Source organism: Delftia sp. S65 (assembly GCF_016516495.1).
GTDB lineage: Bacteria > Pseudomonadota > Gammaproteobacteria > Burkholderiales > Burkholderiaceae_C > Comamonas > Comamonas acidovorans.
In genome coordinates, this window is record NZ_JACVUR010000010.1 from 68259 (window position 1) to 93495 (window position 25237).

Here is a 25237-nt window from a genome sequence, read left to right on the forward strand (position 1 = left end):
CCTCGAAAGACTGCGCGCTATTGTGCAGTCACGGGCGCGTCGGCTCCCAGGCATCCGGGATCAACAGCTTTCCACCGGCGTCGCTTGTTGACCAAAAAAAACGGCCCCGAAGGGCCGTCAAGCAACATGGTTGCAACGCTGAGGCGATCAATCCTCTACGAATGCTTCTTCGCGCTTGTTCTTCACTGCAGGCATCAGCACCACCACCAGCAGCACCACGGCGGCGAGCAGCAGGCCGGCCGAGATCGGACGGGTCACGAACACGCTCCAGTCGCCACGCGACAGCAGCAGCGCCCGGCGCAGATTCTCTTCCATCATCGGGCCCAGGATGAAGCCCAGCAGCAAGGGAGCCGGTTCGGTGCCCAGCTTGTGGAACACATAGCCCACGAAGCCGAAGATACCCACCATCCACACGTCCCAGGTGTTGTTGTTGGTACCGTACACGCCGATCGCGCAGAACAGCACGATGGACGGGAACAGCCAGCGGTAGGGCACGGTCAGCAGCTTGATCCAGATGCCGATCAGCGGCAGGTTCAGCACGATCAGCATCAGGTTGCCGATCCACATCGAGGCGATCAGACCCCAGAACAGCTCGGGGTTGCTGGTCATCACCTGCGGGCCCGGCTGGATGTTGTGGATGGTCATCGCGCCCACCATCAGCGCCATCACGGCGTTGGGCGGAATGCCCAGCGTCAGCAGCGGGATGAAGGAGGTCTGCGAACCGGCGTTGTTGGCCGACTCGGGAGCGCACACGCCGCGGATGTTGCCTTGACCGAAGGGGACTTCGCCCGGCTTGAGCTTGGTCTTCTTCTCGATCGTGTAGGCAGCAAAGGCCGACAGCATGGCACCGCCACCGGGCAGGATACCCAGGGCAGAACCCAGGGCCGTGCCGCGCAGCATGGCCGGAATCATGTGCTTGAAGTCTTCCTTCGTGGGCATCAGGCCCGTCACCTTGGCGGCGAACACTTCGCGCTCGTCTTCAGGCTTGGACAGGTTGGCAATGATTTCACCGTAGCCGAACACACCCATGGCGATCACGACGAAGTCGATACCGTCGGTCAGCTCGGGAATGTCGAAGCTGTAGCGGGCAACGCCGGAGTTCACGTCGGTGCCGACCATGCCCAGCAGCAGGCCCAGCACGATCATGGCAATGGCCTTGAGCAGCGAGCCCGAAGCCAGCACCACGGCGCCGATCAGGCCCAGGGTCATCAGCGAGAAGTACTCGGCAGGGCCGAACTTGAAGGCGACTTCCGTCAGCGGAGGCGCGAAGGCGGCCAGGATCACGGTGCCCACGCAACCTGCGAAGAACGAGCCTATGCCTGCGGCAGCGAGAGCGGGTCCCGCTCGCCCCTTTCTTGCCATCTGGTAGCCGTCGATCACGGTCACCACGGACGAGGATTCACCAGGCAGGTTCACCAAAATGGCGGTGGTCGAGCCACCGTACTGCGCACCGTAGTAGATACCGGCCAGCATGATCAGCGCCGCCACCGGAGGCAGGGCGTAGGTTGCTGGCAGCAGCATGGCGATCGTTGCCACGGGGCCGATGCCTGGAAGCACGCCGATGAGCGTACCGAGCAGACAGCCGACGAAGCAGTAGATCAGGTTCTGGAAAGTGAAGGCGACGCCGAAGCCGGTCGCCAGGTTCTGAAAAAGTTCCACGGACGATGCTCCTGCTTAACCGGTGATGAAGCTGGGCCAGACGGGGAACTGAAGATTCAGTGCCCACACGAAGGCCACATAGCTGCCCACAGCAAGGACGGTGGACAGAATTGCCACTTCCTTGAACTTGAAGCTATGACCGCCCAGGCTGGCGATGAACACCAGCGCGTAGATGGCGACGATCAGACCGAACTGGGGAATGCCCAGATTGGGAACGCCGACCAGCAGTACGCCGAACGCGAAGTTCGCAGCCAGGACGAAGAACACTTGCTTCCACGCCCACTTACCGATCTTGTCACCGCCCGAAGGACCCTTGGTCAGGCCGGTGAAGCAGATGGCCGTGCCCAGAATGGACATCAGCACACCCAGGATCAGCGGGAAGTAGCCCGGGCCCATGCGGGCACCGGTGCCGACGGTGTAGTTGGTAGCGCCGATCGCAAAAGCGAGGCCGATAACCAAAAACATCACGCCCGAAAAAAAGTCTTTCTGACTCTTGATTTTCACGAGAATGTCTCCTTACGGAATCACGACCCGGCGATTTTGCGTTCAGAAAAACTGTGTCTGGATGTGGATTCCACCTACAAAGGGCATACCCTCATGTCCTACCCGCATGAATGAAAAAGGGTGCCAGCAGGGGGCACCCGATCCATCCATGTCAAAGGCCTGCGCCAGAGCAGGCACTCACGCTCCAACCCACCAATCGCCTGCCCGTCATCCCAGCAAGGGCGTGCTGGCCATGACCTCGTCCAGCGTGGTCACGCCTTCGGCCACGCGCAGGGCACCTGCCAGGCGCAGCGGGCGCATGCCATCCTGCACGGCCTGGCGGCGCAGCGCATCCATGGAAGGCGAGGTGTGGACCTGCTGCTTGAGCGCCTCGCTCACGGTCAGCAGCTCGTACAGGCCCATGCGCCCGCGAAAGCCCGTCATGCGGCACTCCACGCAGCCCACGGGCTTGTAGGGCTGGTAGCTGCCTGACAGTTTCCAGGGCCGCACGGCCTCGGCCAGCGTGGCGGCCGAGGTCTCCTCGTCGCGCTGCTTGCACTGCGGGCACAGCGTGCGCACCAGGCGCTGGGCCAGCACACCGAGCAGCGTGGCATTGATCAGATAGGGCGGCACGCCCAGCTCCATCAGCCGGCTCACGGCGCTGGGCGCATCGTTGGTGTGCAGCGTGGAGAACACCAGGTGGCCGGTCAGCGCGGCCTGCACGGCCATTTCGGCGGTGGCCAGGTCGCGGATTTCGCCCACCATGATGATGTCCGGGTCCTGGCGCATCAGCGAGCGCAGTCCCTCGGTGAAGCCGAAGTCCAGCTGAGGCTGCACCTGGGTCTGGTTGAAGCTGGGCTCGATCATTTCGATCGGGTCTTCCACGGTGCTGACATTGACCGCCTCCGTGGCCACGCGCTTGAGCGTGGAGTACAGCGTGGTGGTCTTGCCCGAGCCCGTGGGCCCGGTCACGAGGATGATGCCGTGCGGGCGGCGCACCAGCTCGTTCCAGCGCTGGGCGTCATGGCTGGTGAAGCCCAGTGCATCCAGGTCCTTGACCGTGTTGTCGGGATCGAAGATCCGCATCACCAGCTTCTCGCCAAAGGCCGTGGGCAGCGTGGACAGGCGCATTTCCACCTCGTCACCGCGCGGGTTGCGGGTCTTGATGCGGCCATCCTGCGGGCGGCGCTTTTCCACCACGTCCATGCGCCCCAGCAGCTTCACGCGCGAGACCATGGCATTGAGCACGCCCATGGGCACCTGGTAGACCGGGTGGAGCACGCCGTCGATGCGAAAACGGATCACGCCCTGCTCGCGCCGGGGCTCCATGTGGATGTCGCTGGCGCGCTGGTCGAAGGCGTATTGCCACAGCCAGTCCACCACGCGCACCACGCCCTGGTCGTTGGCGTCGAGCTGCTTGCTGCTGTTGCCCAGCTCCACCAGCTGCTCGAAGCTGGCCGCGCTGGCGGCGCCGCCCGCCTTCTCGGCTGCGCGCACCGATTTGGCCAGCGCAAAGAATTCGCCCGTGTAGCGCTTGAGGTCCAGCGGACTGGCCAGCACGCGGCGCACCTTGCGGCGCGCCTGGCGCTCGACCTCGGCCACCCAGTCGTCGATGAAGGGCTCGGCCGTGGCCACCACCACTTCCTGCGGCGATACCTGCACGGGCAGCACCTTGTGGCGCTCGGCATAGCTGGCGCTCATGATTTCGCCGACGCGGCCCGCGTCCACGCGCAGCGGGTCGATGCGCAGGTAGGCCATGCCGCTGCGGGTTGCCAGGTACTGGGTCAGCTCCTCAATGTCCAGCGCGCGCCCGTCGCCGGCGCGGGCCACGCCCACGTTGGCCAGCCGGACCAGCGGATGCTGGGTGCTCTCGGCCTGCGAGCAGCGCGCCACGGTGCGCTGGGCCTCTTCGGCCGTGATCACGCCATCGGCCAGCAGCCACTGCACCAGCCTGCGCCAGTCCAGGGGCCCCGAAGGATTGCTTGGAACAACGGCGGGTTTGGGCTGCGTGGTGGAGGTCGGATCGGACATGGCGTTGGGCCGGAAGCTGAACTGCGCCCTATGGTAAGCCTGCCGGCCGCCCTGCCCGGCCAGCCCCGCTCTACCAGGGCCGTTCTACCAGGGCCGCACGAAGATCTTGGGCCAGCGCGTCGTGGGCAGGTCCCAGCGGGCCTGCACCTGGGCGCTGGCAGCCTGCAGCGCGGCGGGGTCGAGAGCGCGCGGCGTGCGCTGGGCCAGCACCACGGTGTTGCCCTCGCGCGTGGGGCGGAAGGCCCACATGGCATCTTCGCCAAAGGCTTCGGCCATGCGCGCCAGGCTGCGCTCGTAGCTGGAGGTACGGCCGAACAGGTTGACGGTCATGATGCCGTCCTCGGTCAGCAGATTGCGGCAGTCGGCATAGAACTCGGCGCTGTCCAGCACGGGCGCGGCCGCATCGTGGTCATAGAGATCAACGGCCAGCGCATCGACCGTGCCCAGCCACTGGCTCTTGCGGATTTCCTGAGCCGCATCGGCCAGCACCACGCGCAGCGTGTCGCTGTCGGGCGGCAGCTTGAACCAGCTGCGGCACACGGCCAGCACCTGCGGGTTCAGCTCGATGGCCGTGGTGCGCATGCGCAGCTTCTTGTGGCAGAACTTGGTGATGGCGGCCGCGCCTAGGCCCAGCTGCATGGCATGGCGGCCGGCCACGCTGGCGGGCTCCATGAACAGCAGCCAGCCCATCATGCGCTGTACGTATTCGAGCTCGATCTCGAACGGCTCGCGTATGCGCATGGAGCCCTGGATCCAGGGCGTGCCCAGGTGCAGGTGGCGCACATCGCCATCGTCGGAGACGCTGACTTCGGGCAGTTCGATGTCTGCGGCGGTGGTGGCGCTGGAGGAAGAGGATGGGGCTGCCTTGGCGGCGCCGCGGGTCTTGCGTATCACGTCGGGAACAGTCAAAAAATCAGAGCAATTGATGGGCAGCCAGCGCCTCGCGCCAGGCCTGGAGCTTGCGCGCGAAACTCCAGCTCGCGTTGGCCGGGCTGGTCGATGGCAGCTTCACGGCGGCCAGGCCCAGGGCCTGCGTGCGGCCGGCATGCTTGTAGCTCTCGCCACCGTTGTGCAGGGCCAGCGCCAGCTGCGGGCAATGCGTGCGCAGCGCCACGAAATCATTCACCTCGGCCGCGCGGATGGCGCTGTCCAGGCTGCCTTCGCGCTCGCAGCTGGCATACACGTCCCACAGGCCCAGGCCGCGGGCCAGCAGCCATTCGCAGCGGCCCGCATAGTCGTCGCGGCCGGGCTGCGGATGCCCGGGCCACAGGGCCTGGAGCAAGGGCCAGAACTGGTTTTGCGGATGGGCATAGTACTGCTGCAATTGCAGCGATCGCAGGCCCGGAAAGCTGCCCAGCACAAGGGCCCGGGTCCGCGCATCGGCCACCGGCGCCAGGCCCTGCCAGCGCGGGGCGCCGGGGGGCGGCAGGTCGGGAACGGTCAAGGACATGGCCGGCATTGTCGCCCAGCGGTCGCCGGGCTGCTGGCAGCGGGCGGCAAGACCGCTCAGGTTCAGGTTCCGCTCAAGCCTGGTTCAGGCCATGGCGGGCAGGCCTCGCAGCGCGGCACGCGCGTTGCGGCCCGTGGCCTCGGCCAGGGCCTGGGGCGTGATGCCGCGCAACTGCGCAATCACGTCCGCAATGCGTGCCAGCTCGGCCGGCGTGTTGCGGCCCTGGGCCTGGCCCTGGGCACGCTGCCCGGCCGTGGTGTAGAGCCAGTGCGGCGGAATGTCGGGGGCATCGGTTTCCAGCACCAGCGCATCCAGCGGCAGGGCGGCTGCCAGCTCGCGCAGCTTGAGCGCCCGGTCATAGGTCACTGCCCCGCCAAAGCCCAGCTTGAAGCCCAGGTCGATGAAGGCCTGGGCCTGCTGCACGCTGCCGTTGAAGGCATGGGCAATGCCGCCCGCCACAGGCCGCGCGCGCAGGGTCTTGAGCAGCCGGTCGCTGGATTTGCGCACATGCAGGATGACGGGCAGGTCGAACTCGCGCGCCAGCGCGATCTGCTGCTCGTAGAACCAGATCTGCCGGTCCGCATCCAGCCCGGGCACGAAGAAGTCCAGGCCGATCTCGCCCACGGCCACCAGTTGCGCATCGCCGCGCAACCGCGCCAGCGTCTCGCGCAATGCGGCAATGTCCTGCTCGCGGGCATTGGGCGTGTACAGCGGATGGATGCCCAGCGCATAGCTGTCGCCATGGCGCCGCGCCAGCGCCACCACCGTGTCCCAGTGCTCGCGCGCCACGGCCGGAATCACCAGATGCGCAACGCCTGCCTCGGCCGCCTGCGCGCGCACGGCATCGCGGTCGGCGTCGAATTCGGGAGCATCGAGGTGGCAGTGGGTGTCTATCCAGGCGGGCATGGCCGCATCATGCCACCGGCCCGGGCGGCGCCCGTCCAAGGGGCAGACGAGGCCCGGAGCAAGGGCAAACCCTTGGCTTATTGCGAGTCGGCTCCGTTTGACAAAATCAATACACGAATGGCTTGCGCCTCCATAAAAATACATAAAGTAACACTTACACCCCGCATCGGGCTCCCGCATCACCGGCCGGCATGCTTTGGAGAGAGGAATTCCCATGAAGCGCTCAGCATGGAGTCGAATCCTGGACCTCGGTGGCGCACGCCGCAAGGCGGAGCTTGACGGGCAATTGGCCGCCATACACAAGTCCCAGGCGGTGATCGAGTTCGACCTGCAAGGCCATGTGCTGGCCGCCAACCAGAACTTCCTGGACACCATGGGCTATGAGGAGGACGAGGTCATCGGCCAGCACCACCGCATGTTCGTGGACCACCAGATGAGCGAGTCGCCTGAATACACCGCGTTCTGGCAGCGCCTGGGCAGCGGCATCCACGACGCGGGGCGCTACCGCCGCATTGCCAAGGACGGGCGCGATGTCTGGCTGCAGGCAAGCTACAACCCCATCTTCGATCGCCATGGCAGGCCCTTCAAGGTGGTGAAGTACGCCACCGACATCACCGAGCAGCAGCGCCGCAACGCCGACGCCGAAGGCCAGTTGGCCGCCATCTCCAAGGTGCAGGCCATCATCGAGTTCGACCTGCAGGGCAACATCCTGCATGCCAACCGCCTGTTCCTGCAGGCCATGGGCTACACGCTGGACGAGGTCGTCGGGCGGCACCACAGCATGTTCGTCCAGCCCCATGAACGCCACAGCCCAGAATACGCGCAGTTCTGGCGCAAGCTGGCCAGCGGCCAGCACGATGCGGGCCAGTACCTGCGCATCGGCAAGCACGGCCGCCAGGTCTGGATCGAGGCCAGCTACAACCCCATCCTCGACGCCGATGGCCGGCCGTTCAAGGTGGTCAAGTACGCCCGCGATATCACGCGCCGCTTCACGGCTGCGCAGACCCTGGGCGAGGCCATGCAGGGCCTGAGCGAAAGCGCCGAGCACGCAGGCCAGGCCAACGAACTGGCCCGCCAGGCCTGCCTGGTGGCCGAGCAGGGCGGGCGCACGGTGCACGAGGTGATGGGCACCATGGAGTCCATCAGCGCCAGCTCGCGCAAGATCAGCGACATCATCGGCGTGATGGACGGCATCGCCTTCCAGACCAATATCCTCGCGCTCAACGCTGCCGTGGAGGCGGCCCGCGCAGGCGAGCAGGGCCGGGGCTTTGCCGTGGTGGCGGGCGAGGTACGGGCACTGGCACAGAACAGCGCCGCCGCCGCCAAGGAAATCAAGCAGCTCATCCACACCTCGGTGGAGCAGGTGGCACTGGGCGCCAATCAGGTGCGCCAGGCCGGCGGCACCATGCAAGAGATCGTGGACTCCTCGCACCAGGTCACGGCCATCATGGGCGATGTGGTGCAGGCGTCCATGGCCCAGTCGGCACGCCTGCGCGAGGTGACGGCCGACCTGACGGCACAGAGCGCGGCCGTCGCGGATGCATCCAGGGAACAGGTGCAGCGCAAGCCGCTGCCGGCATCCATCGTTCCCGCTGCGCCGCAGATCAAGTCGGCCCCGGCAGCGGCCGTGCTTCCCGTAGGCGCCCAGCGCCTGCCGGGCACCTTGCTGCGCATGGCCTGAGGCCAGACTCAGGCCTGCCGGTCAGGCCTGCCGGTCAGGCCAATTGGCCCTGCACCAGGCGCACCATGCGGTCGCAGCGCGCCGCCAGCTGCTCATCGTGGGTGACCATGACGAAGGCCGTGCCATGGCTGCGCGCCAGCTCCAGCATCAGACGGAACACGGTGTCGGCCGTGCTGCGGTCCAGGTTGCCCGTGGGCTCGTCGGCCAGCACGCAGGCCGGCTGGGTGACCAGGGCGCGGGCAATGGCCACGCGCTGGCGCTCGCCCCCCGACAGTTCGGCCGGACGGTGCAGCATGCGTTCGCCCAGGCCCACGGCCGCCAGCATGCGCGCCGCGCGCTCCATGCACTCGGCCCTGTCGTCGCGGCGTATGCGCAGCGGCATGGCCACGTTGTCCTGGGCGCTGAATTCGGGCAGCAGATGGTGGAACTGGTAGATGAAGCCCAGGTGCCGGTTGCGCAGCGCGCCCTGCTTCTGGGCGCTGAGTTCATGCAGGGGCTCGCCCTTGAGGGTGACGCTGCCGCTGGTGGGAGCGTCCAGCCCGCCCAGCAGGTGCAGCAGCGTGCTCTTGCCCGAACCCGAGGCGCCGACAATGGCCAGCGTCTCGCCCGCGCGCACCTGCAGGTCGACACCTGCCAGCACCTGCACGTTGAGCCGTCCTTCGGCAAAGCGCTTGGTCAGGCCGCGCGCATCCAGGACCACAGCGCCCTGCTGGGACACTTCGAAACCGGGCATCACATTCACTTCATTCATAGCGCAGCGCCTCGGCGGGGTTCACGCGGCTGGCGCGCCAGCTGGGATAGATGGTGGCGACAAAGGCCAGGACCAGGGAGATCACGGCGATGGGCATGATGTCGCTGTACTGCGGATCGCTGGGCATCTTGCTGATCAGGTAGATGTCCTTGGGCAGGAAGTTGGCGTGCAGCAGGCGCTCGATGGCCGGCACGATGACATCGATGTTGAAGGCGATGCCCAGGCCCAGCAGCAGGCCTGCGAAGGTGCCGATGACGCCCACCATGGCGCCCTGCACCATGAAGATGCCCATGATGCTGGACGGCGAGGCGCCCAGCGTGCGCAGGATGGCGATGTCGGCGCGCTTGTCGGTCACCGTCATCACCAGCGTGGACACCAGGTTGAACGCGGCCACGGCGACGATGAGCGTGAGGATGATGAACATCATGCGTTTTTCCAGCTGCACGGCCGCGAACCAGGTGCGGTTCTGCTGGGTCCAGTCGCGGATCAGCAGGCGGTCGGTGATGGTGTGGGCCAGCTCCATGGCCACGCGCGGCGCCTCGTGCAGGTCCTTGAGCTTCAGGCGGATGCCAGTCGGCCCTTCCAGGCGGAACAGGCGCTGCGCGTCCTCGTAATGCATCATCACCAGGGCCGAGTCGTATTCGTAGTGGCCGGAGTCGAAGGTGCCGACCACATGCATCTGCTTGAGGCGCGGCACCACGCCGGCCGGCGTGACCTGGCCGCCCGGGGCGATCAGCGTGACCATGTCGCCCTGGCGCACGCCCAGCGAGCGCGCCAGCTCCACACCCAGCACCACGTTGAATTCGCCGGGCACCAGGCGCTTGAGCACTTCGGCATTGGTGGCGGCCACATCGGTGACCTCGCCCTCGCGCGCCGGATCGATGCCGCGCACCAGGGTGCCCTTCATGTCCTCGCCACGCGCCAGCAGCGCCTGGGCCGCGACGAACGGGGCGGCGCCCAGCACGTCGGGGTTGGCGCGCGCCTCGCGCATGGTGCGCTCCAGATCGGGCAGCGCCGCACCCTGGGGCGCGAAGATCTCGATGTGCGAGACCACGCTGAGCATGCGGTCGCGCACTTCCTTCTGGAAGCCGTTCATCACGCTGAGCACGATGATCAGCGCCGCCACACCGAGGGCGATGCCCAGCATGGAGACGCCGGAGATGAACGAGATGAAGCCGTTGCGGCGCGTGGCACGCCCCGCCCGGGTGTAGCGCCAGCCGACGGCCAGTTCGTAGGGAAATTGCATGGGCATGCATTGTGTCATCGCCCACAGGCCCTGCATGGCGGCAGGCTTTGCCGTCGGCGTGTCAGCGCCGGTGCCGTCCGCGGTCCACACGCGGCAGGGCGTCGTAGCGGCCCTCTGCTTCCAGCGTCAGCGCATGGCGCTGCAGCCTGGCCAGCAAGGTATCGAATTGTGCGAGTTCCTCGTCGCTGAGCACGGACACCAGGTCCAGGTGGATCTGGGCCATGCGCGGCAGGATCAGGCCATACATGCGCCGCCCCTCGGCCGTCAGCGACACGGCCACGCGGCGGCGGTCGCCCGGCATGGGGCTGCGCTGCACCCAGCCCTTTTCCTCCAGCCCGCTGAGGGCGCGCGAGGTGCGTGCGCGGTCCAGCTGCGCGCGTTCGGCCAGCTCCGACGACAGCAGGCCCTCGTTGGCAGCCACCGTGGCCATCACGCCCCACTCGCGGCGCGTGATGCCGAAATGCGCCTCGCACATGCGCATGGCCACGCCGCCCGCTGCACCGAAGTAGCGGTTGATGCGAAACAGCAGCATCTGCTGGATGGAGGTGGGAGCGGGACGGGTATTCACGGGGAACAGTTGATTAGATCAATTGCTGCGGGGACTTCTACAGTGGCCCCGTCCGGAAAGGAGACAACGGGAGCCACCGTCCGGAGCCGGCCTGGGGATTCTCGCAAAGCCCGGCGCCCCCGCAGCGCAGAAAGTTCGCCACCATGTTTTCCCTGTTCCAAGCCACCCATGCCACCCATGCCTTGCGCAGCCCTCTGCTGCGGGCCGGCCTGGCCCTTCTGCTGGGCCTGGGCTCCGGCGCTGGCGCCCGGGCCGATGCGGCCGCCGATGCCGCGGCCTGGCCCGCCAAACCCGTGCGCATCGTCGTCGCCTTCGCGCCCGCCGGCGCCGCCGATATCCTGGCGCGCAGCCTGGGCGAGGTACTGCAGCGTGAACTCAAACAGCCCTTCGTCGTGGACAACCGGCCCGGCGCGGGCGGCAACATCGGCACCGACAACGCGGCCAAGGCGCCCGGCGACGGCTATACGCTGCTGGTCGGCATAGACACGACCTTCACCGTCAATCCCTTCATCTACAAGAGCATGCCCTTCAAGGGCACGGACCTGCGTCCCGTGATGATGATCGCCTCGCAGGGAATGATGGTGGCCGTCAACCCGCGCACCGGCCTCAGGACCCTGGACCAGTTCATCGCCCAGGGCAAGAGAAGCGGCCTGACGCTGGGCTCGGCCGGCTACGGCACGCCGGGCCACCTGGCCTCGGCCATCCTGACCCATGCCACGGGCGCCAAGGTCAGCCACGTGCCCTACAAGGGCAACGCCCCGGCCAGCACGGCCGTGCTCGCCGGCGAGGTGGACGGCGGCATCATCAGCTCCTCGGCCATGCTGGGCCAGGTGGCGGCCGGCAAGGTCGTGCCGCTGGCCGTGACCACGCGCCAGCGCAACCCGCTGGTGCCCGGCGTGCCCACCGTGGGCGAGCTGGGCCACAAGGACCTGGAGCAGGAAGTGCTGTTCGCCCTGTGGGTGCCTGCCGCCACGCCCGAGCCCCTGGTCGCAAGAATCCAGTCCGCGCTGGAAAAGGCCATGAAGGATGCGGCCCTGCGTGAGCGCATGCGCGCCAACGACCTGTTCTACGAAGGCCTGACCGGCCCGGCCGCCGCCGAACGCATACAGGCGCTGGCCGACCGCTACCGGACCGTGATCCAGTCCACCGGAATGAAGATGGAATGAGCGCCGCCGCTTTCCGCCCACAACCCTGCACAGAGCGCATTTCCATGTCCCGTCCCAATATCCTCTTCATCGTGGCCGACGACCTCGGCTATGCCGACCTCGGCTGCTACGGAGGCCGCGCGGCCGACTTCGGCCCGGTGTCTCCCATGCTCGACCGCCTGGCCGCCGGCGGCCTCAGGCTCACCCAGGGCTATGCCAACTCGCCCGTGTGCTCTCCCACGCGCTTTGCCCTGGCCACGGCGCGCTACCAGTACCGCCTGCGCGGTGCGGCCGAGGAGCCCATCAACAGCAAGACACGCGGCACGCCGCTGGGCGAGAAGCTGGGCCTGCCGCCGGACATGCCCACCGTCGCCTCCATGCTCAGGGATGCGGGCTACCGCACGGCGCTGATCGGCAAATGGCACCTGGGCTACCCGCCGCACTTCGGCCCGCTGCGCTCGGGCTACGAGGAATATTTCGGCCCCATGTCGGGCGGCGTGGACTACTTCACCCACCTGAGCAGCTCGGGCCAGCACGACCTGTGGGTGGGCGAGGAGGAACACCATGACGAGGGCTACCTGACCGACCTGCTGTCGCAGCGCAGCGTGGACTTCGTCCACCGCATGGCCCAAGGCGATGCGCCCTTCTTCCTGAGCCTGCACTACACGGCGCCGCACTGGCCCTGGGAAACGCGCGAGGACCGCAGCACGGCCGAGGCGCTGGGCGCAGGCATTGCCCACCTGGACGGCGGCAACATCCACCAGTACCGCCGCATGATCCACCACATGGACGAAGGCATAGGCTGGATCGTCGAGGCGCTGCGCGCCAACGGGCAGCTGGACAACACCCTCATCGTCTTCACCAGCGACAACGGCGGCGAACGCTTCTCCGACAACTGGCCCCTGGTCGGCGGCAAGATGGACCTGACCGAGGGCGGCATACGCGTGCCCTGGATCGCGCACTGGCCGGCCGTGATCGCACCGGGCCGCAGCAGCCCCCAGCACTGCATGAGCATGGACTGGTCGGCCACGGTGCTGGATGCCGCCGGCGTGCAGGCGCCAGAGGACCATGCGCTGGACGGCATCTCGCTGCTGCCCGTGCTGCGCGCCGAAGATGCCGAATTCCCGCGCACCCTGCACTGGCGCATGAAGCACCGCGGCCAACGTGCCCTGCGCGATGGCGACTGGAAATACCTGCGCGTGGACGGCATCGACTACCTGTTCGACCTTGCGGCCGATGAGCGCGAGCGCGCCAACCAGGCAGCGCGCGCGCCCGAGCGTCTGGCCGCCATGCGCAGCGCCTGGGAAGACTGGAACCAGGGCATGCCGCCCATCCCCGAGGACGCCACGGTCAGCCTGGTCTCTTCGGCCCGGGACATGCCCCAGCGCTGAACCGCGCTCCAAGGGGAAAAACGAAGGCGCCGGCACTGCGGCACCCCATGCCCGACAATAGCGGCCATGCTTTTGACCGCGCCCCTGGTGTCCTCCACCCAAGCCCCGCTGGAGGAAAAGACCGAATGGATCATCCCCTATGCCGGCGGTCCGTCCTCGGATGCAGCGGATGACGCTGCCGTCGCGGCCGTCTGGGGCGGACTGGAGCTGCCCCATCTCCAATCCCTGCTGGCGCTGATGCAGCCCGCGCCCGCACAGACCGGCACGGAGATGGATTTTTCTCCCCCCCACGAACGCGCCCTGGCGCGCTCGCTGGGCCTGCCCGATGCGCCGGGCCTGATTGCCTGGGCCGCCTGGCAGGCCGGTGAGACGGCGCAGGCCTGCGCCTATGTCACGCCCTGCCACTGGCACATAGGCGCAGACCAGGTCCACCAGAGCGATCCCGCCACCACCCCCCTCAGCGATGAGGAATCCCGCCAGCTGCTGGCCCTGCTGGCGCCCTGGTTCGCTGACGACGGCATCGTGCTGGAGTACCAGCAGCCGCAGCGCTGGCTGGCGCGCGGTGCGCTGTTCGATGACCTGGCCACGGCCTCCATGGACCGCGTCATCGGCCGCGACGTGCGGCCCTGGCTGCCCGACGCGCAGCAGGCGCGCGCCCTGCACCGCCTGCAAAGCGAGGTGCAGATGCTGCTCTACACCCATGTCTTCAACGACGCCCGCGCCGCGCGCGGCCAGGTGCCCATCAACGCCTTCTGGGTCCACGGCGCCGGGCGCCTGCAGCCCGGCACGGCCACCGGCGCCAAGGCCGCCGTGCAATGCCTGGACGACCTTCACGCCGCAGCCCTGCAGGGCAACCCCGCTGCGTGGCGCGAGGCCTGGAAGGCGCTGGACGCCGGGCTCATCGCCCGCCTGCTGGAGCGCGTGCGCGCAGGCCACCCGCTCACGCTGACGCTGTGCGGCGAACGCCATGCCATCGCATGGAGCAGCCGCCCGCCGCGCTGGCTGGACAGGCTGACGGGCCTTTTCGGCCCCCGCGCCCTGCCCGACCTGGGCCGCATGCTCTGACACATTGCCCATGAAAATCATCCCCCGCGAGATCCCTGCGCAGCAGGCCTCGGCACTGCGCCAGGCCGGCGTCCACCCTCTGCTGGCCCAGCTCTACGCCGCACGCGGCGTGTGCTCCGCCGACGAACTGGACGACACGCCTGCACGCCTGCTGGCCCCCTCCGGCCTGCTGGGCATGGAGGCCGCCGTGCGGCTGCTGGCCGATGCCATAGAGCGCGGCCTGCGCCTGTGCATCGTGGCCGACTACGACTGCGACGGCGCCACCGCCTGCGCCGTGGGCTGGCGCGGCCTGCGCATGCTGGGCGCGACCGAGGTCAGCTACCTGGTGCCCGACCGCGTGGTGGACGGCTACGGCCTGACGCCGCCCATCGCACGCCGCGTCAAGGAAACCGGCGCCGAGGTGATGGTCACCGTGGACAACGGCATTGCCAGCGTCGAAGGCGTGGCCGAGGCCAAGGCCCTGGGCCTGCAGGTGGTCGTCACCGACCACCACCTGCCCGGCAACCACCTGCCGCTGGCCGATGCCATCGTCAACCCCAACCAGCCCGGCTGCAGCTTCGAGAGCAAGTCCATGGCCGGTGTCGGCGTGATGTTCTACGTGCTGCTGGCCCTGCGTGCCGAGCTGCGCGCGCGCGGCCGCTTCGACAAGGCCAGCCAGCCCCGTCTGGAGGCCCTGCTGCCCCTGGTCGCCCTGGGCACGGTGGCCGACGTGGTGCGGCTGGACGCCAACAACCGCCGCCTGGTCGCCCTGGGCCTGAAGCAGATTCGCCGTGGCCAGATGCAGCCGGGCCTGCTGGCCCTGTTCGAAGCCGCTGGCCGCAAGGCCTTTGCGGCCACCACGTTCGACTTCGGCTTTGCCCTGGGTCCGCGCATCAATGCCGCAGGCCGGCTGTCCGACATGACCATCGGCATCGAGTGCCTGACCACGGACGATGCGGGCCGCGCCGCCAACCTGGCGCAGATGCTGGACGCCATCAACCGCGAACGCCGCGAACTGGAAGGCGGCATGCGCGAGCAGGCCCTGCTCATGGCCGAAGGCCTGTGCGAGGACGGCATGACGCCGCCGGCCGCCATCAGCGTGTTCGACCCCGACTTCCACGAGGGCGTGGTCGGCATCGTGGCCTCGCGCATCAAGGACCGCATGCACCGGCCCAGCTTCGTCTTCGCCGCCAGCGGCGCGCCGGGGCACGAGCATGAACTCAAGGGCTCGGGCCGCTCCATTCCCGGCTTTCACCTGCGCGACGCGCTGGACCTCGTATCCAAGCGCCACCCCGGCCTGCTGCTGCGCTTTGGCGGCCACGCCATGGCGGCCGGCTGCACCATTGCCGAGGCCGGTTTCGCGGTGTTCGAGAAGGCCCTGGCCCAGGTGGCACAGGAATGGCTGGACGCGGCCACGCTGACGCGCCGCATAGAGACCGACGGACCGCTGGACCCGGATTTCCGCAAGCCCGAAATGGTCGAGCAGCTCAATCTCGCGGTCTGGGGCCAGGGCTTTGCCCCGCCCACCTTCAGCGAACAGCTGGAAGTGCTCTCACAGCGCCTGGTCGGTGAAAAGCACCTGAAACTGCAATTGCGCCATCAGGGCGAAACCGTGGACGGAATCTGGTTCGGCCATACCGACCCGCTGCCGCCATCGGCCTGCATTGCCTTTCGCATGGACATCAATGAATGGCGCGGAGAGCGCAAGGTGCAATTCCTGATCGAGGGAGTGCATTCGGACGCGTCCTAGAGACCCGGGGCGCCATTCACGGTGCCCCTCGGTTAATATCCCCGGTTTTTGCAACAAATTATTGCAAATTCATTCCAAGAAAACCGGGGAAATACTCATGACCTCTCGCCTGTGGCCTTGCACGGCCATTGCCATCACCCTGGCCGCCGGCCTTTCCGGCTGCTCCACCACCGAGCAATCGCGCACGCTTGAAACAGCCAAGCCCGCTTCTGCATCCAGCGCCTATCAAGGCCCGCGCAGCCCCATTTCCGTGGGCAAATTCGACAACCGCTCCAGCTTTCAGCGCGGCATTTTCTCGGACGGCGTCGATCGCCTCGGTGGCCAGGCCAGAACCATCTTGGTGACCCATCTGCAGCAAAGCGGCCGATTCAGCGTGCTGGACCGCGACAACATGTCCGAGACCCGCCAGGAAGCGGGCTTCAACAAGCAGGAGCAGTCGATCAAGGGCGCCACCTATGTCGTGACCGGCGACGTGAGCGAGTTCGGCCGCAAGGTGGTCGGGGATCGCCAGTTCTTCGGCGTGCTCGGCCGTGGCAAGGAGCAGGTGGCCTATGCCAAGGTCAGCCTGAACATCGTCCGGGTGCAGACCTCCGAAGTCGTCTATTCGGTGCAGGGTGCGGGCGAATACAGCCTGTCGAACCGCGAAATCGTGGGATTCGGCAGCACGGCCGGCTATGACTCCACGCTCAACGGCAAGGTACTGGATCTGGCCATCCGCGAAGCCGTGGACAAGCTGGCAGCCGGCATTGACAGCGGCGCATGGAAGCCCGCGCAATGAAGCGCCCCGTCCATTCGGCAACGGCACTGGCCGCGCTGGCCATCTGCGCCACCTTGGCCGGCTGCGCTGCGCCGCGCCAGCCGCTGTATGCCTGGAATGACTACCAACCCCAGGTCTACCAATACCTCAAGGACGACGGCAGTACCGGCGCCGAGGACCAATTGCTCAAGCTGGAAGAAGCCCGCCTGAAGGTGCAGGCCGAGGGAAAGGCGCTGCCGCCCGGCTACCGCGCCCATATGGCCATGCTCTATTCCCGAACCGGCAACAACGAAAAGACGGTGGAGCAATTGGCCGAGGAAAAACAGCATTTCCCCGAGTCCGCCACCTTCATGGACACGCTGCTGCAAACCTTCACGGCCCGCAAGAATTGACATGCGCCTGACCGATCACATCAAGACCCTGGCTCTTGCCATGACCGTGGCGCTGACCGGGTGCGCCACCACCGCGCCCTATGACTATTCGGCGCTGCGGGCATCCAAGCCTGCCTCCATCCTGGTCATGCCTGCGCTGAACCAGTCCCCGGAAGTGAATGCGCCGGCGGGCGTGCTGTCCCAGATCACGCTGCCGCTGGCCGAGGCCGGCTACTACGTTCTGCCCGTGGCTGTCACCGAGGAAATGTTCCGCCAGAACGGCATCGTCAGCGCCGACGACGCCCAGGAACTGCCCGTGGCCAAGCTCCGTGAAATCTTTGGCGCCGATGCGGCCCTGTACCTGAACATCCGCAATTACGGCACCAGCTATGCGGTGATCAGCAGCGCCTCGGTGGTCACGCTGGAGGCCAGGCTGGTGGACCTGCGCACCGGCACCCAGCTGTGGGATGGCAGTGCCACGGCCTCCAGCGCCGAAGGACAAAGCTCAGGCGGCGGACTGGTCGGCATCCTGGTGACGGCACTGCTCAACCAGATCCTGGACACCATGAACGACCGCAGCGTGCAGATCGCCTCCATCGCCAACCAGCGCCTGCTGTCGCCCATGGCGCGGCGCGGACTGCTGCCAGGCCCGCGCTCGCCCGACTACGGCAAGCCGCGCAACTGACGAAGGCCTGCAGGCCGGCGCTGACTTGCACGCCGGCCTGCATCCTCGCTCCTCCCGCTCAGAAGGTCTCCCAGTCGTCGTCCGCCCCGGCCTTGGCCGCTGTTCTGGCGAGGGCCTTCGCCACGGGCTGCTGGATCTTCTGGGGCGCCGGTGCATTGCGCACGGCGGGCGCTGGACGTACGGGTGCCGCAGGCGCAGGGCGCACCGCAGCAGTTGCACCGGTTGCGCCGATAGATGCCGGCCGGCGTGCCGCCGCGGTGGCTGGCACGTGTGCCCTGGCCGGCGCCAGTGCGCTGCCCTCCTGTCCCAGCTTGAACACCGCCACCACCTCGGACAGGCGCCGCGCCTGGTCCTGCATGGCCAGCGCAGCTGCGCTGGATTCCTCGACCAGGGCCGCGTTCTGCTGGGTCATCTGGTCGAGCTGGGTCACGGCCTGGTTGACCTGGCCGATGCCGTCGCGCTGCTCGGTGGACGAGGCCGTGATCTCGCCGATGAGGTCGCTGACGCGGCGCACGCTGGAGACGATTTCCTCCATGGAACGCCCCGCCTGCTCCACCTGCTTCGAGCCCGACTGCACGTTGTCCACGCTGGTGGTGATCAGCAGCTTGATTTCCTTGGCGGCCTCGGCGCTGCGCTGGGCCAGTGAGCGCACCTCGCCCGCCACCACGGCAAAGCCCCGGCCCTGCTCGCCTGCGCGGGCCGCTTCCACGGCGGCGTTCAGCGCCAGGATATTGGTCTGGAAGGCAATGCCGTCGATCACGCCGATGATGTCGGCGATCTTGCGGCTGCTGTCCGTGATCTGCTGCATGCTGGTGACCACCTGGGCCACCACGGCACCGCCCTGCTCGGCCGCCTGCGCGGCCGTGGCCGCCAGCTGGTTGGCCTGGCGCGCCGTGTCAGCCGACTGGGTGACGGTGGCCGTCAGCTCTTCCATGCTGGCCGCCGTCTCCTCCAGGTTGGCCGCTGTCTGCTCGGTGCGCGAGGACAGGTCCTGGTTGCCGCTGGCGATCTGGTTGGAGGCCGTGGACACGGACTCCACGCCAGAGCGCACTTCGCCCACCACGCCGCGCAGCCGCTGCGCCATGCCGTTGAGTGCGCCCAGCAGATGGCCCAGCTCATCGCCCCGGTTGCTTTGCACCGAGCCCGTGAGGTCGCCTGCGGCAATGCCGTCGGCCAGGGCCACGGCCTGGTCCAGCGGCCGCGTGATCGACCGCATGATGGCCACCCCCATGAACAGGCCCAGGGCCACGATGACCGCACTGGCCAGCGCACCGATCCAGTACGCCTGGCGCCGATGGGCCACGCCTTCCTCGCGCGCCAGCTCGCTTTGGCGCTCCAGTTGCTGCACGAAGGCTTCCTGCGCGCTGTTGTAGCGCTCGGCCGCCGGGCGCAGCTGCTTTTCAACGATATCGAACGTGGTGGCGAAATCGCTGGCCTTGCGCGCCTCCTGGGCCGCCGAGTTGGCCTTGAGCGTCTCGCGGCGCTCGGCCGCCACGGCGTCCAGCGCCTGCTTGGACTGCGTGCCCAGCTGCAGGTCGCCCACCTGCTTTTGCAGCACGTTGATGCGCTCTATGCCCTTGCTCATCAACGCGCGCTGCTGCGCGGCCAGCGTCTCGTCGGGCGACATGGCCGCGACGATGGAGCGCTCCACGCTCATCTGCGTCAGATGCCGCCACTCGCGCGCCAGCGTGGCGCCGCTTTGCGCGGTCATCACATCGGTGTTGATCTTCTCGTTGACCCCGTGCAGATAGACCAGGATGCCGCCGTTGACCACCAGCATGCTCACCAGCAGTCCCAGCACCAGGGCCCACAGCTTCTGGGCGACCGTGATTTGATTCAGATTCATGGAAAAACCGATCTTTTTTATAACAATGCCGGAGCCAGGCCATGGCGCCCCTGCCGCCCATCGCTCCGGAAACCATTCTTGTCCACCCTTGACGGCGCCTGGCTGATCATCGTCATGCATCCGTCACTATTGAGGCCTGTTAACCCGCACTCAGGGAAGTCCCCCAGCCGCACTGCCCGGCTCGGAAAAGCACCGACACCTACAATGGACCGGTGCCCAAGTCTTATCTGAACGCCGATCTGCATAGCCACTCCGTGGTCTCGGATGGAACGCTGACGCCGGAGCAACTGGCCGAACGCGCCGCCTCCCGGGGCGTGCAGCTGTGGGCGCTGACCGACCATGACGAAGTCGGCGGCCAGCACCGCGCCGCCGCCGCCGCACGCGCCTGCGGCATGGACTACCTGACGGGCGCCGAGATCTCGGTGAGCTTTGCAGGTGCCACCGTGCACATCGTGGGACTGGGCTTTGACGCGGACGACCCCGCCCTGCTCGAAGGGCTGCACGCCACGCGCGACGGGCGCGGCCCACGCGCCCGCGAGATGGCCCGCCAGCTGGAGCTGGCCGGCATCGAAGGCAGCTACGAAGGCGCGCTGCGCTTCGCCGGCAATCCCGGCCTGATCTCACGCACCCATTTCGCACGCTTTCTCGTGGAATCCGGCCGCTGCCGCGACACGGGCGAGGTGTTCCGCCACTACCTGACCGAAGGCCATCCCGGCTACGTGCCCCACACCTGGGCCCGCCTGGCCGATGCCGTGCGCTGGATCACGCAGGCCGGCGGTGTGGCGGTGATCGCCCATCCGGCCCGCTACGCGCTCACCGCCAACGAGGAATACGCGCTGTTTTCCGAATTCAAGGCCCATGGCGGCCAGGGCGTCGAGGTCGTCACCGGCAGCCACCGGCCCAGCGAATACACCATCTATGCCGACATGGCGCGCGAATTCGGCCTGGCCGCATCGCGCGGCAGCGACTTCCACAGCCCCGAGGAATCGCACACCGATCTGGGCGACCTGCCCTACCTGCCGGGCCAGCTGACGCCGGTATGGGAACTGCTGAGCGAGCGCATACAGCTGGCCTGAGCTCCTCCCGCCAACAACGCACACCATGGTCCTACGCTTCGAAGCCCACCCCGACAATCCCCAGCCCCGTCTCATCAAGCAGGCCGCCGACATGCTGCGCCAGGGCGCCATCCTGGCCATTCCCACGGACTCCAGCTACGCGCTGGTCTGCCATCTGGACGACCGCCCTGCGGTGGAGCGGCTTCGCCGCATCCGGCAGATCAACGACAAGCACCATCTCACGCTGCTGTGCCGCGACCTGTCGGAGCTGTCCAGCTATGCGCGCGTGGACAACCGCCAGTACCGCCTGCTCAAGCTGGCCACGCCGGGGCCGTACACCTTCATCCTGGAAGCCTCCAAGGAAGTGCCCAAGCGCCTGAGCCATCCCTCGCGCAAGACCATCGGCCTGCGCGTGCCGGACCGCAAGGGCACGCAGCTGCTGCTGGAGCAACTGGGCGAGCCGCTGATCGCCACCACGCTGATCCCGCCGGGCGAGACCGAGGCCCTGCACGACGCGGACGCCATCCTGGAGCGCTTTCCCCACGAGCTTGACGCCATCGTCGATGCAGGCGCCTGCCCTTCGGAGCCGACCACCGTGATCGACCTGGTTCCCATGGCCCTGGGCAATCCGCCGACCGTGGTGCGCCAGGGAAGGGGCAGCCTGGACGCCCTGGGCCTTGAGATGGCCTGATGAAGATGGCCCGGGCAGGGGCCATGCTCCGCACCGCATGAAAGACAAACGCCGGGCAAGCCCGGCGTTTGTGTTGTGAAGGGACGCTGACGAGAGAGATGCAGATCAGTGCTGCGCCAATTCCAGCGACCGCAGCGACCGGGCCGCAGGCGTCGGCGTACGCTGCGGCGGCCTTGGCGAACTTGGCAAACTTACTGTGGGCGCCACGGCAACGGACGGGGCCAGCGCGGGCCTGGCCTGCGCTGCCGAGAACCCCGCGCCCGCCGCAGACTCGGGCTCGTCATCGAGCTTGAAGGCGCCCACCGCCTGCTCCAGATCCTGGGCGCGCTCGCTCAACGCCGAGGCCGCGCGCGAGGCCTGCTGCACCAGGGCTGCGTTCTCCTGGGTGGCGCTGTCCATGTGGCCCACGGCCGCGTTGACCTGGGCGATGCCCTCGCTTTGCTCGCGCAGCGCCTGCGACATTTCGCCCAGCAGGCCCGATACCTGGCCCACGGCGCCCACGATTTCCTGCATGGTGGCGCCCGCCTGGTTGACCAGGCCGGCTCCGCTTTCCACCTGGCGCACGCTGGTGGTGATCAGTTCCTTGATCTGCTTGGCGGCCTCGGCCGAGCGCCCGGCCAGGCTGCGCACCTCGCTGGCCACGACGGCAAAGCCCCGGCCCTGCTCGCCCGCACGCGCCGCCTCCACGGCCGCATTGAGCGCCAGGATATTGGTCTGGAAGGCGATGCCTTCGATGACCTGGATGATGTCCACGATCTTGCGCGAGCTGCCGCTGATGGCCTCCATGGTCTGCACCACCTCGCTCACCACGGCCCCGCCGCGCTTGGCGGTGGACGAGGCATCGACGGCCAGGCCGCTGGCCGAATGCGCGCGGTCGGCGTTCTGGCGCACGGTGGCGGTGAGCTGCTCCATGCTGGCGGCCGTCTGGGCCAGCGCCGAGACCTGGGCCTCGGTGCGGCGCGACAGGTCGGAGTTGCCGGCGTCGATCTCGCCAGCCGACAGGCCGATGGAATCCGTGGACTGCTTGATGCGGCCGACCAGCTCGGTCAGCGTGTCCTCCATGGTGCCCAGCGCGCCCAGCAGGCGGCCGAAGTCGCCCTGCAGTTCGGTCGAGAACTCCTGGCTCAAATCACCGGCCGCCACGGTCTCGGCAATCAGGATGGCCTGGCCCAGCGGCTGAACGATTCCCCGCCGCAGGCTGAACCAGGCCACCAGGGCCAGCACGCAAACGGCGGCCCCCAGCCCCAGCACCCACCAGCGCGTATGCACCAGCGCCTGCTCGGCCACCGTGGTCGCTCCCCCGGCCGCCAGCGCCTGTTCGGCCTGCCCCAGTGAAAACACCGTGACCGTCATCATCGTGAAGACCAGCAGATTGATACCGCCGAACGCAATCACCAGCCGCCAGCCTATCGGCAGCCTGCCCAAGCCCAGTACGCCCACGTGCCACCTCTTGTACATATGGCCCGAGGGCCTTGGTGAAAAACCTGTTGAGGGAACCATCTCATCGGTGTTTCATTTTGCAACACAGAATGGGGCATTGCCAATCTGCGGGAAACCACCATATCCACGCGGCCAGAGCGCAGCGCACGGGCTCTGGCGGCTGCCAGCGGCAAGGGTGGCCAGCGTCTGAGACAATGCCCGCCGTGGACATCTCCAACCTCATCCAGACCGTACTCATCTATGCCCTGCCCGTGCTCTTCGCGATCACGGTGCACGAGGCAGCCCATGGCTATGCCGCGCGCCACTTCGGCGACAACACGGCCGCCATGATGGGACGCATCACGCTCAACCCCATCAAGCACATCGACCCCATCGGCACCATCCTGATGCCGCTGCTGCTGTACTTCGCCACCTCGGGCGCCTTTCTGTTCGGCTACGCCAAGCCCGTGCCCGTGCGCTTCGACCAGTTGCGCAACCCCAAGCGCGACATGATCTGGGTGGCCCTGGCAGGCCCGGCCTCCAATTTCGTGCAGGCCCTGCTGTGGGGCGTGCTGCTGGTGGTTCTGGTGGGATCGGGCGTGGGCGAGCGCTTTTTCATAGAAATGTGCCGCGCCGGCATCCTGGTCAATCTGGTGATGTGGGCCTTCAACCTGTTTCCGCTGCCGCCGCTGGACGGTGGCCGCATCCTTGTCGGCCTGCTGCCCTGGCGTCAGGCGCAGTGGGTGGCGCGCATCGAGCCCTGGGGCTTTTTCATCGTCATGGGCCTGGTCATCGCCGGCGTGGTCGGCAGCCTGTGGCTGCGCCCGCTGATGGACCTGGGCTACGCCGTGATCGACTTCGCGCTGACCCCGCTGATCGCGCTGCTGCGCTGAACGCGCTGCAGAACGGCCCACCGGCTGTCTCTGCGGCTCCCTGTTTTTCTTTCTTGCCTGTCGAAGCCTCCCGTCATGAGCACCATCCGTTTCCTCACCGGCATCACTCCCAGCGGAACCCCGCACCTCGGCAACTATGCCGGCATGCTGCGCCCGGCCATCGCGGCCAGCCGCTCGCGCGAGGTCGAGAACTTCTACTTCCTGGCCGACTACCACGCCCTGATCAAATGCCAGGACCCGGCACGCGTGCAGCGCTCCACCATCGAGATCGCGGCCAGCTGGCTGGCGGCCGGGCTGGACCCCGAGCATGTGACCTTCTACCGCCAGTCCGACATTCCCGAGATCCCCGAGCTGTGCTGGCTGCTGACCTGCGTGACCGGCAAGGGCCTGCTCAACCGTGCCCACGCGTACAAGGCGGCCGTGGACAAGAACCACGCGGACGGCACCGAGACCGATGACGGCGTGACCGCCGGCCTGTTCATGTACCCCGTGCTCATGGCGGCCGACATCCTCGCCTTCAATGCGCACAAGGTGCCTGTGGGCCGCGACCAGGTCCAGCACATCGAGATGACGCGCGACATGGCCTCCAGCTTCAACCACATCTACGGCGGCGAGTTCTTCACGCTGCCCGAGGCGCAGGTCGAGGAGAACGTGGCCACGCTGCCCGGCCTGGATGGCCGCAAGATGAGCAAGAGCTACAACAACACCATCCCGCTGTTCTCCTCGCGCGAGCAGCTGCGCAAGCTCATCGGCAGCATCACCACCGACTCGCGCACGCCCGGCGAGCCCAAGGAAGTCGAGGGCTCGGCCCTGTTCCAGATCTACCAGGGCTTTGCCACCGAAGAGGAAACCGAGGCACTGCGCCGCCAATACGCCGAAGGCATTGCCTGGGGCGACGCCAAGCAGCAGCTGTTCGAGCGCATCGACCGCGAGCTGGCGCCCATGCGCGAGCGCTACGAGCACCTGGTGGCCCACCCTGCCGAGCTGGAGGACATCCTGCAGGCCGGCGCCGCCAAGGCCCGCCGCGAGACCCTGCCCCTGATCCGCGAACTGCGCTCGGCCGTCGGCCTGCGCAGCCTGGCACAGGCGCCCGTGGCCGCCAAGGCCAAGGCCGCCAGGCAGGCCCTGCCCCAGTTCAAGCAATACCGCGAAGCCGACGGCAAGTTCTACTTCAAGCTCGTCGCCGCCGACGGCCAGTTGCTGCTGCAAAGCCTGGGCTTCGACGCCCCCAAGGAAGCCGGCCAGGCCATTGGCCAGCTCCAAAAGGAAGGCGAGGCGGCCCTGTCCGCACTGCAGCCCCGGCTGCAGCCCGCAGACCCCCAGTTGGTGCTGGCCGCCCTGCAGCAACTGCGCGATGCCGCAGAGTAAGGGTAAGCTTCGCTTGAGAAACCGCCTATTTGCGGGCAGTCTTGCCC

General features: G+C 67.6%; 23 protein-coding genes. 12 read left to right on the forward strand and 11 right to left on the reverse strand.

Annotated elements, in window-relative coordinates; genetic code table 11:
• Window positions 1-147 precede the first annotated feature (147 nt).
• The 6 genes from IAE24_RS11370 to IAE24_RS11395 all read right to left on the reverse strand — a co-directional run bounded on the left by IAE24_RS11370 (window position 148) and on the right by IAE24_RS11395 (window position 6529).
• Complete coding sequence (locus IAE24_RS11370) at window positions 148-1659, reverse strand: tripartite tricarboxylate transporter permease (RefSeq protein ID WP_012207191.1); 1512 nt, start codon at window positions 1657-1659, stop codon at window positions 148-150.
• Between the two features lie 15 nt (window positions 1660-1674).
• Window positions 1675-2163, reverse strand: coding sequence for a tripartite tricarboxylate transporter TctB family protein (locus IAE24_RS11375; RefSeq protein ID WP_013800891.1), 489 nt, complete (start codon window positions 2161-2163; stop codon window positions 1675-1677).
• Window positions 2164-2370: 207 nt separating this feature from the next.
• Window positions 2371-4173: a GspE/PulE family protein gene (locus tag IAE24_RS11380; protein WP_065345789.1), complete on the reverse strand. Its 1803-nt coding sequence runs from the start codon at window positions 4171-4173 to the stop codon at window positions 2371-2373.
• An 84-nt stretch (window positions 4174-4257) separates the two neighbouring features.
• Window positions 4258-5067, reverse strand: a complete 810-nt coding sequence (locus IAE24_RS11385; protein WP_199960316.1) for a spermidine synthase — start codon at window positions 5065-5067, stop codon at window positions 4258-4260.
• Window positions 5068-5086: 19 nt separating this feature from the next.
• A complete protein-coding gene (locus tag IAE24_RS11390) occupies window positions 5087-5632 on the reverse strand; it encodes a DNA-deoxyinosine glycosylase (RefSeq protein ID WP_199960317.1) in 546 nt (181 codons plus the stop codon).
• A 75-nt stretch (window positions 5633-5707) separates the two neighbouring features.
• Complete coding sequence (locus IAE24_RS11395; RefSeq protein WP_199960318.1) at window positions 5708-6529, reverse strand: TatD family hydrolase; 822 nt, start codon at window positions 6527-6529, stop codon at window positions 5708-5710.
• Between the two features lie 214 nt (window positions 6530-6743).
• Between IAE24_RS11395 and IAE24_RS11400 the strand changes: the two genes are divergently transcribed.
• Entirely contained in the window at window positions 6744-8210 is a 1467-nt protein-coding gene (locus IAE24_RS11400; protein ID WP_199960319.1) for a methyl-accepting chemotaxis protein, read from the forward strand.
• Between the two features lie 34 nt (window positions 8211-8244).
• Here the strand turns inward: IAE24_RS11400 and lolD are convergent, their stop codons facing one another.
• The 3 genes from lolD to IAE24_RS11415 form a co-directional block, all read right to left on the reverse strand.
• The gene (gene lolD / locus IAE24_RS11405; RefSeq protein ID WP_013800885.1) at window positions 8245-8961 is read right to left on the reverse strand and encodes a lipoprotein-releasing ABC transporter ATP-binding protein LolD; all 717 of its coding nucleotides are present in this window, start codon (window positions 8959-8961) and stop codon (window positions 8245-8247) included.
• Window positions 8954-10207, reverse strand: a complete 1254-nt coding sequence (locus tag IAE24_RS11410) for a lipoprotein-releasing ABC transporter permease subunit (protein ID WP_063328596.1) — start codon at window positions 10205-10207, stop codon at window positions 8954-8956. The genes lolD and IAE24_RS11410 overlap by 8 nt, the downstream gene beginning before the upstream one ends.
• A 61-nt stretch (window positions 10208-10268) precedes the next feature.
• On the reverse strand, window positions 10269-10739 hold the full coding sequence (locus tag IAE24_RS11415; protein WP_034396824.1) for a MarR family winged helix-turn-helix transcriptional regulator: 471 nt from the start codon (window positions 10737-10739) through the stop codon (window positions 10269-10271).
• Between the two features lie 179 nt (window positions 10740-10918).
• On the opposite strand from IAE24_RS11415, the gene IAE24_RS11420 reads away from it, so the two are divergent.
• The 7 genes from IAE24_RS11420 (at window position 10919) to IAE24_RS11450 (ending at window position 17918) form a co-directional block, all read left to right on the forward strand.
• Window positions 10919-11941 (forward strand): tripartite tricarboxylate transporter substrate binding protein, encoded by a 1023-nt coding sequence (locus IAE24_RS11420; protein ID WP_199960320.1) that lies wholly within the window; start codon window positions 10919-10921, stop codon window positions 11939-11941.
• Window positions 11942-11985: 44 nt separating this feature from the next.
• Window positions 11986-13311, forward strand: a complete 1326-nt coding sequence (locus IAE24_RS11425) for a sulfatase family protein (protein ID WP_199960321.1) — start codon at window positions 11986-11988, stop codon at window positions 13309-13311.
• Between the two features lie 66 nt (window positions 13312-13377).
• The gene (locus IAE24_RS11430; protein ID WP_199960322.1) at window positions 13378-14376 is read left to right on the forward strand and encodes a phosphoglycerate mutase; all 999 of its coding nucleotides are present in this window, start codon (window positions 13378-13380) and stop codon (window positions 14374-14376) included.
• Window positions 14377-14386: 10 nt separating this feature from the next.
• Entirely contained in the window at window positions 14387-16105 is a 1719-nt protein-coding gene (recJ, locus tag IAE24_RS11435; RefSeq protein ID WP_043825009.1) for a single-stranded-DNA-specific exonuclease RecJ, read from the forward strand.
• A 97-nt stretch (window positions 16106-16202) separates the two neighbouring features.
• Window positions 16203-16883, forward strand: coding sequence for a CsgG/HfaB family protein (locus IAE24_RS11440; protein ID WP_199960323.1), 681 nt, complete (start codon window positions 16203-16205; stop codon window positions 16881-16883).
• Window positions 16880-17254: a DUF4810 domain-containing protein gene (locus tag IAE24_RS11445; RefSeq protein ID WP_012207206.1), complete on the forward strand. Its 375-nt coding sequence runs from the start codon at window positions 16880-16882 to the stop codon at window positions 17252-17254. Before IAE24_RS11440 ends, IAE24_RS11445 begins: the two co-directional genes overlap by 4 nt.
• Before the next feature lies 1 nt (window position 17255).
• The gene (locus IAE24_RS11450) at window positions 17256-17918 is read left to right on the forward strand and encodes a DUF799 domain-containing protein (RefSeq protein ID WP_199960324.1); all 663 of its coding nucleotides are present in this window, start codon (window positions 17256-17258) and stop codon (window positions 17916-17918) included.
• A gap of 58 nt (window positions 17919-17976) precedes the next feature.
• Here IAE24_RS11450 and IAE24_RS11455 read toward each other — a convergent pair whose 3' ends face one another.
• On the reverse strand, window positions 17977-19764 hold the full coding sequence (locus IAE24_RS11455) for a methyl-accepting chemotaxis protein (RefSeq protein ID WP_199960325.1): 1788 nt from the start codon (window positions 19762-19764) through the stop codon (window positions 17977-17979).
• Between the two features lie 212 nt (window positions 19765-19976).
• Here IAE24_RS11455 and IAE24_RS11460 point away from each other — a divergent pair, with 212 nt between their 5' ends.
• The gene (locus IAE24_RS11460; RefSeq protein ID WP_013800875.1) at window positions 19977-20840 is read left to right on the forward strand and encodes a 3',5'-nucleoside bisphosphate phosphatase; all 864 of its coding nucleotides are present in this window, start codon (window positions 19977-19979) and stop codon (window positions 20838-20840) included.
• Between the two features lie 25 nt (window positions 20841-20865).
• On the forward strand, window positions 20866-21510 hold the full coding sequence (locus tag IAE24_RS11465; RefSeq protein WP_012207210.1) for an L-threonylcarbamoyladenylate synthase: 645 nt from the start codon (window positions 20866-20868) through the stop codon (window positions 21508-21510).
• A 105-nt stretch (window positions 21511-21615) separates the two neighbouring features.
• Here IAE24_RS11465 and IAE24_RS11470 read toward each other — a convergent pair whose 3' ends face one another.
• Window positions 21616-22968, reverse strand: a complete 1353-nt coding sequence (locus IAE24_RS11470) for a methyl-accepting chemotaxis protein (RefSeq protein ID WP_199960326.1) — start codon at window positions 22966-22968, stop codon at window positions 21616-21618.
• A gap of 176 nt (window positions 22969-23144) precedes the next feature.
• Between IAE24_RS11470 and IAE24_RS11475 the strand changes: the two genes are divergently transcribed.
• Both IAE24_RS11475 and IAE24_RS11480 read left to right on the forward strand, forming a co-directional pair.
• Entirely contained in the window at window positions 23145-23822 is a 678-nt protein-coding gene (locus IAE24_RS11475; protein ID WP_013800873.1) for a site-2 protease family protein, read from the forward strand.
• A 75-nt stretch (window positions 23823-23897) separates the two neighbouring features.
• Window positions 23898-25190: a tryptophan--tRNA ligase gene (locus tag IAE24_RS11480; protein WP_199960327.1), complete on the forward strand. Its 1293-nt coding sequence runs from the start codon at window positions 23898-23900 to the stop codon at window positions 25188-25190.
• Window positions 25191-25237 lie beyond the last annotated feature (47 nt).

What these genes read in the sequence shown, in the direction of transcription:
- IAE24_RS11380 (WP_065345789.1), bottom strand. Translation starts at nt 4,173, where the DNA reads ATGTCCGATCCGACCTCCACCACGCAGCCCAAACCCGCCGTTGTTCCA.
- IAE24_RS11390 (WP_199960317.1), bottom strand. Translation starts at nt 5,632, where the DNA reads ATGCCGGCCATGTCCTTGACCGTTCCCGACCTGCCGCCCCCCGGCGCC.
- IAE24_RS11395 (WP_199960318.1), bottom strand. Translation starts at nt 6,529, where the DNA reads ATGCCCGCCTGGATAGACACCCACTGCCACCTCGATGCTCCCGAATTC.
- IAE24_RS11400 (WP_199960319.1), top strand. Translation starts at nt 6,744, where the DNA reads ATGAAGCGCTCAGCATGGAGTCGAATCCTGGACCTCGGTGGCGCACGC.
- lolD (WP_013800885.1), bottom strand. Translation starts at nt 8,961, where the DNA reads ATGAATGAAGTGAATGTGATGCCCGGTTTCGAAGTGTCCCAGCAGGGC.
- IAE24_RS11410 (WP_063328596.1), bottom strand. Translation starts at nt 10,207, where the DNA reads ATGCAATTTCCCTACGAACTGGCCGTCGGCTGGCGCTACACCCGGGCG.
- IAE24_RS11415 (WP_034396824.1), bottom strand. Translation starts at nt 10,739, where the DNA reads ATGCTGCTGTTTCGCATCAACCGCTACTTCGGTGCAGCGGGCGGCGTG.
- IAE24_RS11420 (WP_199960320.1), top strand. Translation starts at nt 10,919, where the DNA reads ATGTTTTCCCTGTTCCAAGCCACCCATGCCACCCATGCCTTGCGCAGC.
- IAE24_RS11425 (WP_199960321.1), top strand. Translation starts at nt 11,986, where the DNA reads ATGTCCCGTCCCAATATCCTCTTCATCGTGGCCGACGACCTCGGCTAT.
- IAE24_RS11430 (WP_199960322.1), top strand. Translation starts at nt 13,378, where the DNA reads ATGCTTTTGACCGCGCCCCTGGTGTCCTCCACCCAAGCCCCGCTGGAG.
- recJ (WP_043825009.1), top strand. Translation starts at nt 14,387, where the DNA reads ATGAAAATCATCCCCCGCGAGATCCCTGCGCAGCAGGCCTCGGCACTG.
- IAE24_RS11440 (WP_199960323.1), top strand. Translation starts at nt 16,203, where the DNA reads ATGACCTCTCGCCTGTGGCCTTGCACGGCCATTGCCATCACCCTGGCC.
- IAE24_RS11445 (WP_012207206.1), top strand. Translation starts at nt 16,880, where the DNA reads ATGAAGCGCCCCGTCCATTCGGCAACGGCACTGGCCGCGCTGGCCATC.
- IAE24_RS11450 (WP_199960324.1), top strand. Translation starts at nt 17,256, where the DNA reads ATGCGCCTGACCGATCACATCAAGACCCTGGCTCTTGCCATGACCGTG.
- IAE24_RS11455 (WP_199960325.1), bottom strand. Translation starts at nt 19,764, where the DNA reads ATGAATCTGAATCAAATCACGGTCGCCCAGAAGCTGTGGGCCCTGGTG.
- IAE24_RS11465 (WP_012207210.1), top strand. Translation starts at nt 20,866, where the DNA reads ATGGTCCTACGCTTCGAAGCCCACCCCGACAATCCCCAGCCCCGTCTC.
- IAE24_RS11470 (WP_199960326.1), bottom strand. Translation starts at nt 22,968, where the DNA reads ATGTACAAGAGGTGGCACGTGGGCGTACTGGGCTTGGGCAGGCTGCCG.
- IAE24_RS11475 (WP_013800873.1), top strand. Translation starts at nt 23,145, where the DNA reads ATGCCCGCCGTGGACATCTCCAACCTCATCCAGACCGTACTCATCTAT.
- IAE24_RS11480 (WP_199960327.1), top strand. Translation starts at nt 23,898, where the DNA reads ATGAGCACCATCCGTTTCCTCACCGGCATCACTCCCAGCGGAACCCCG.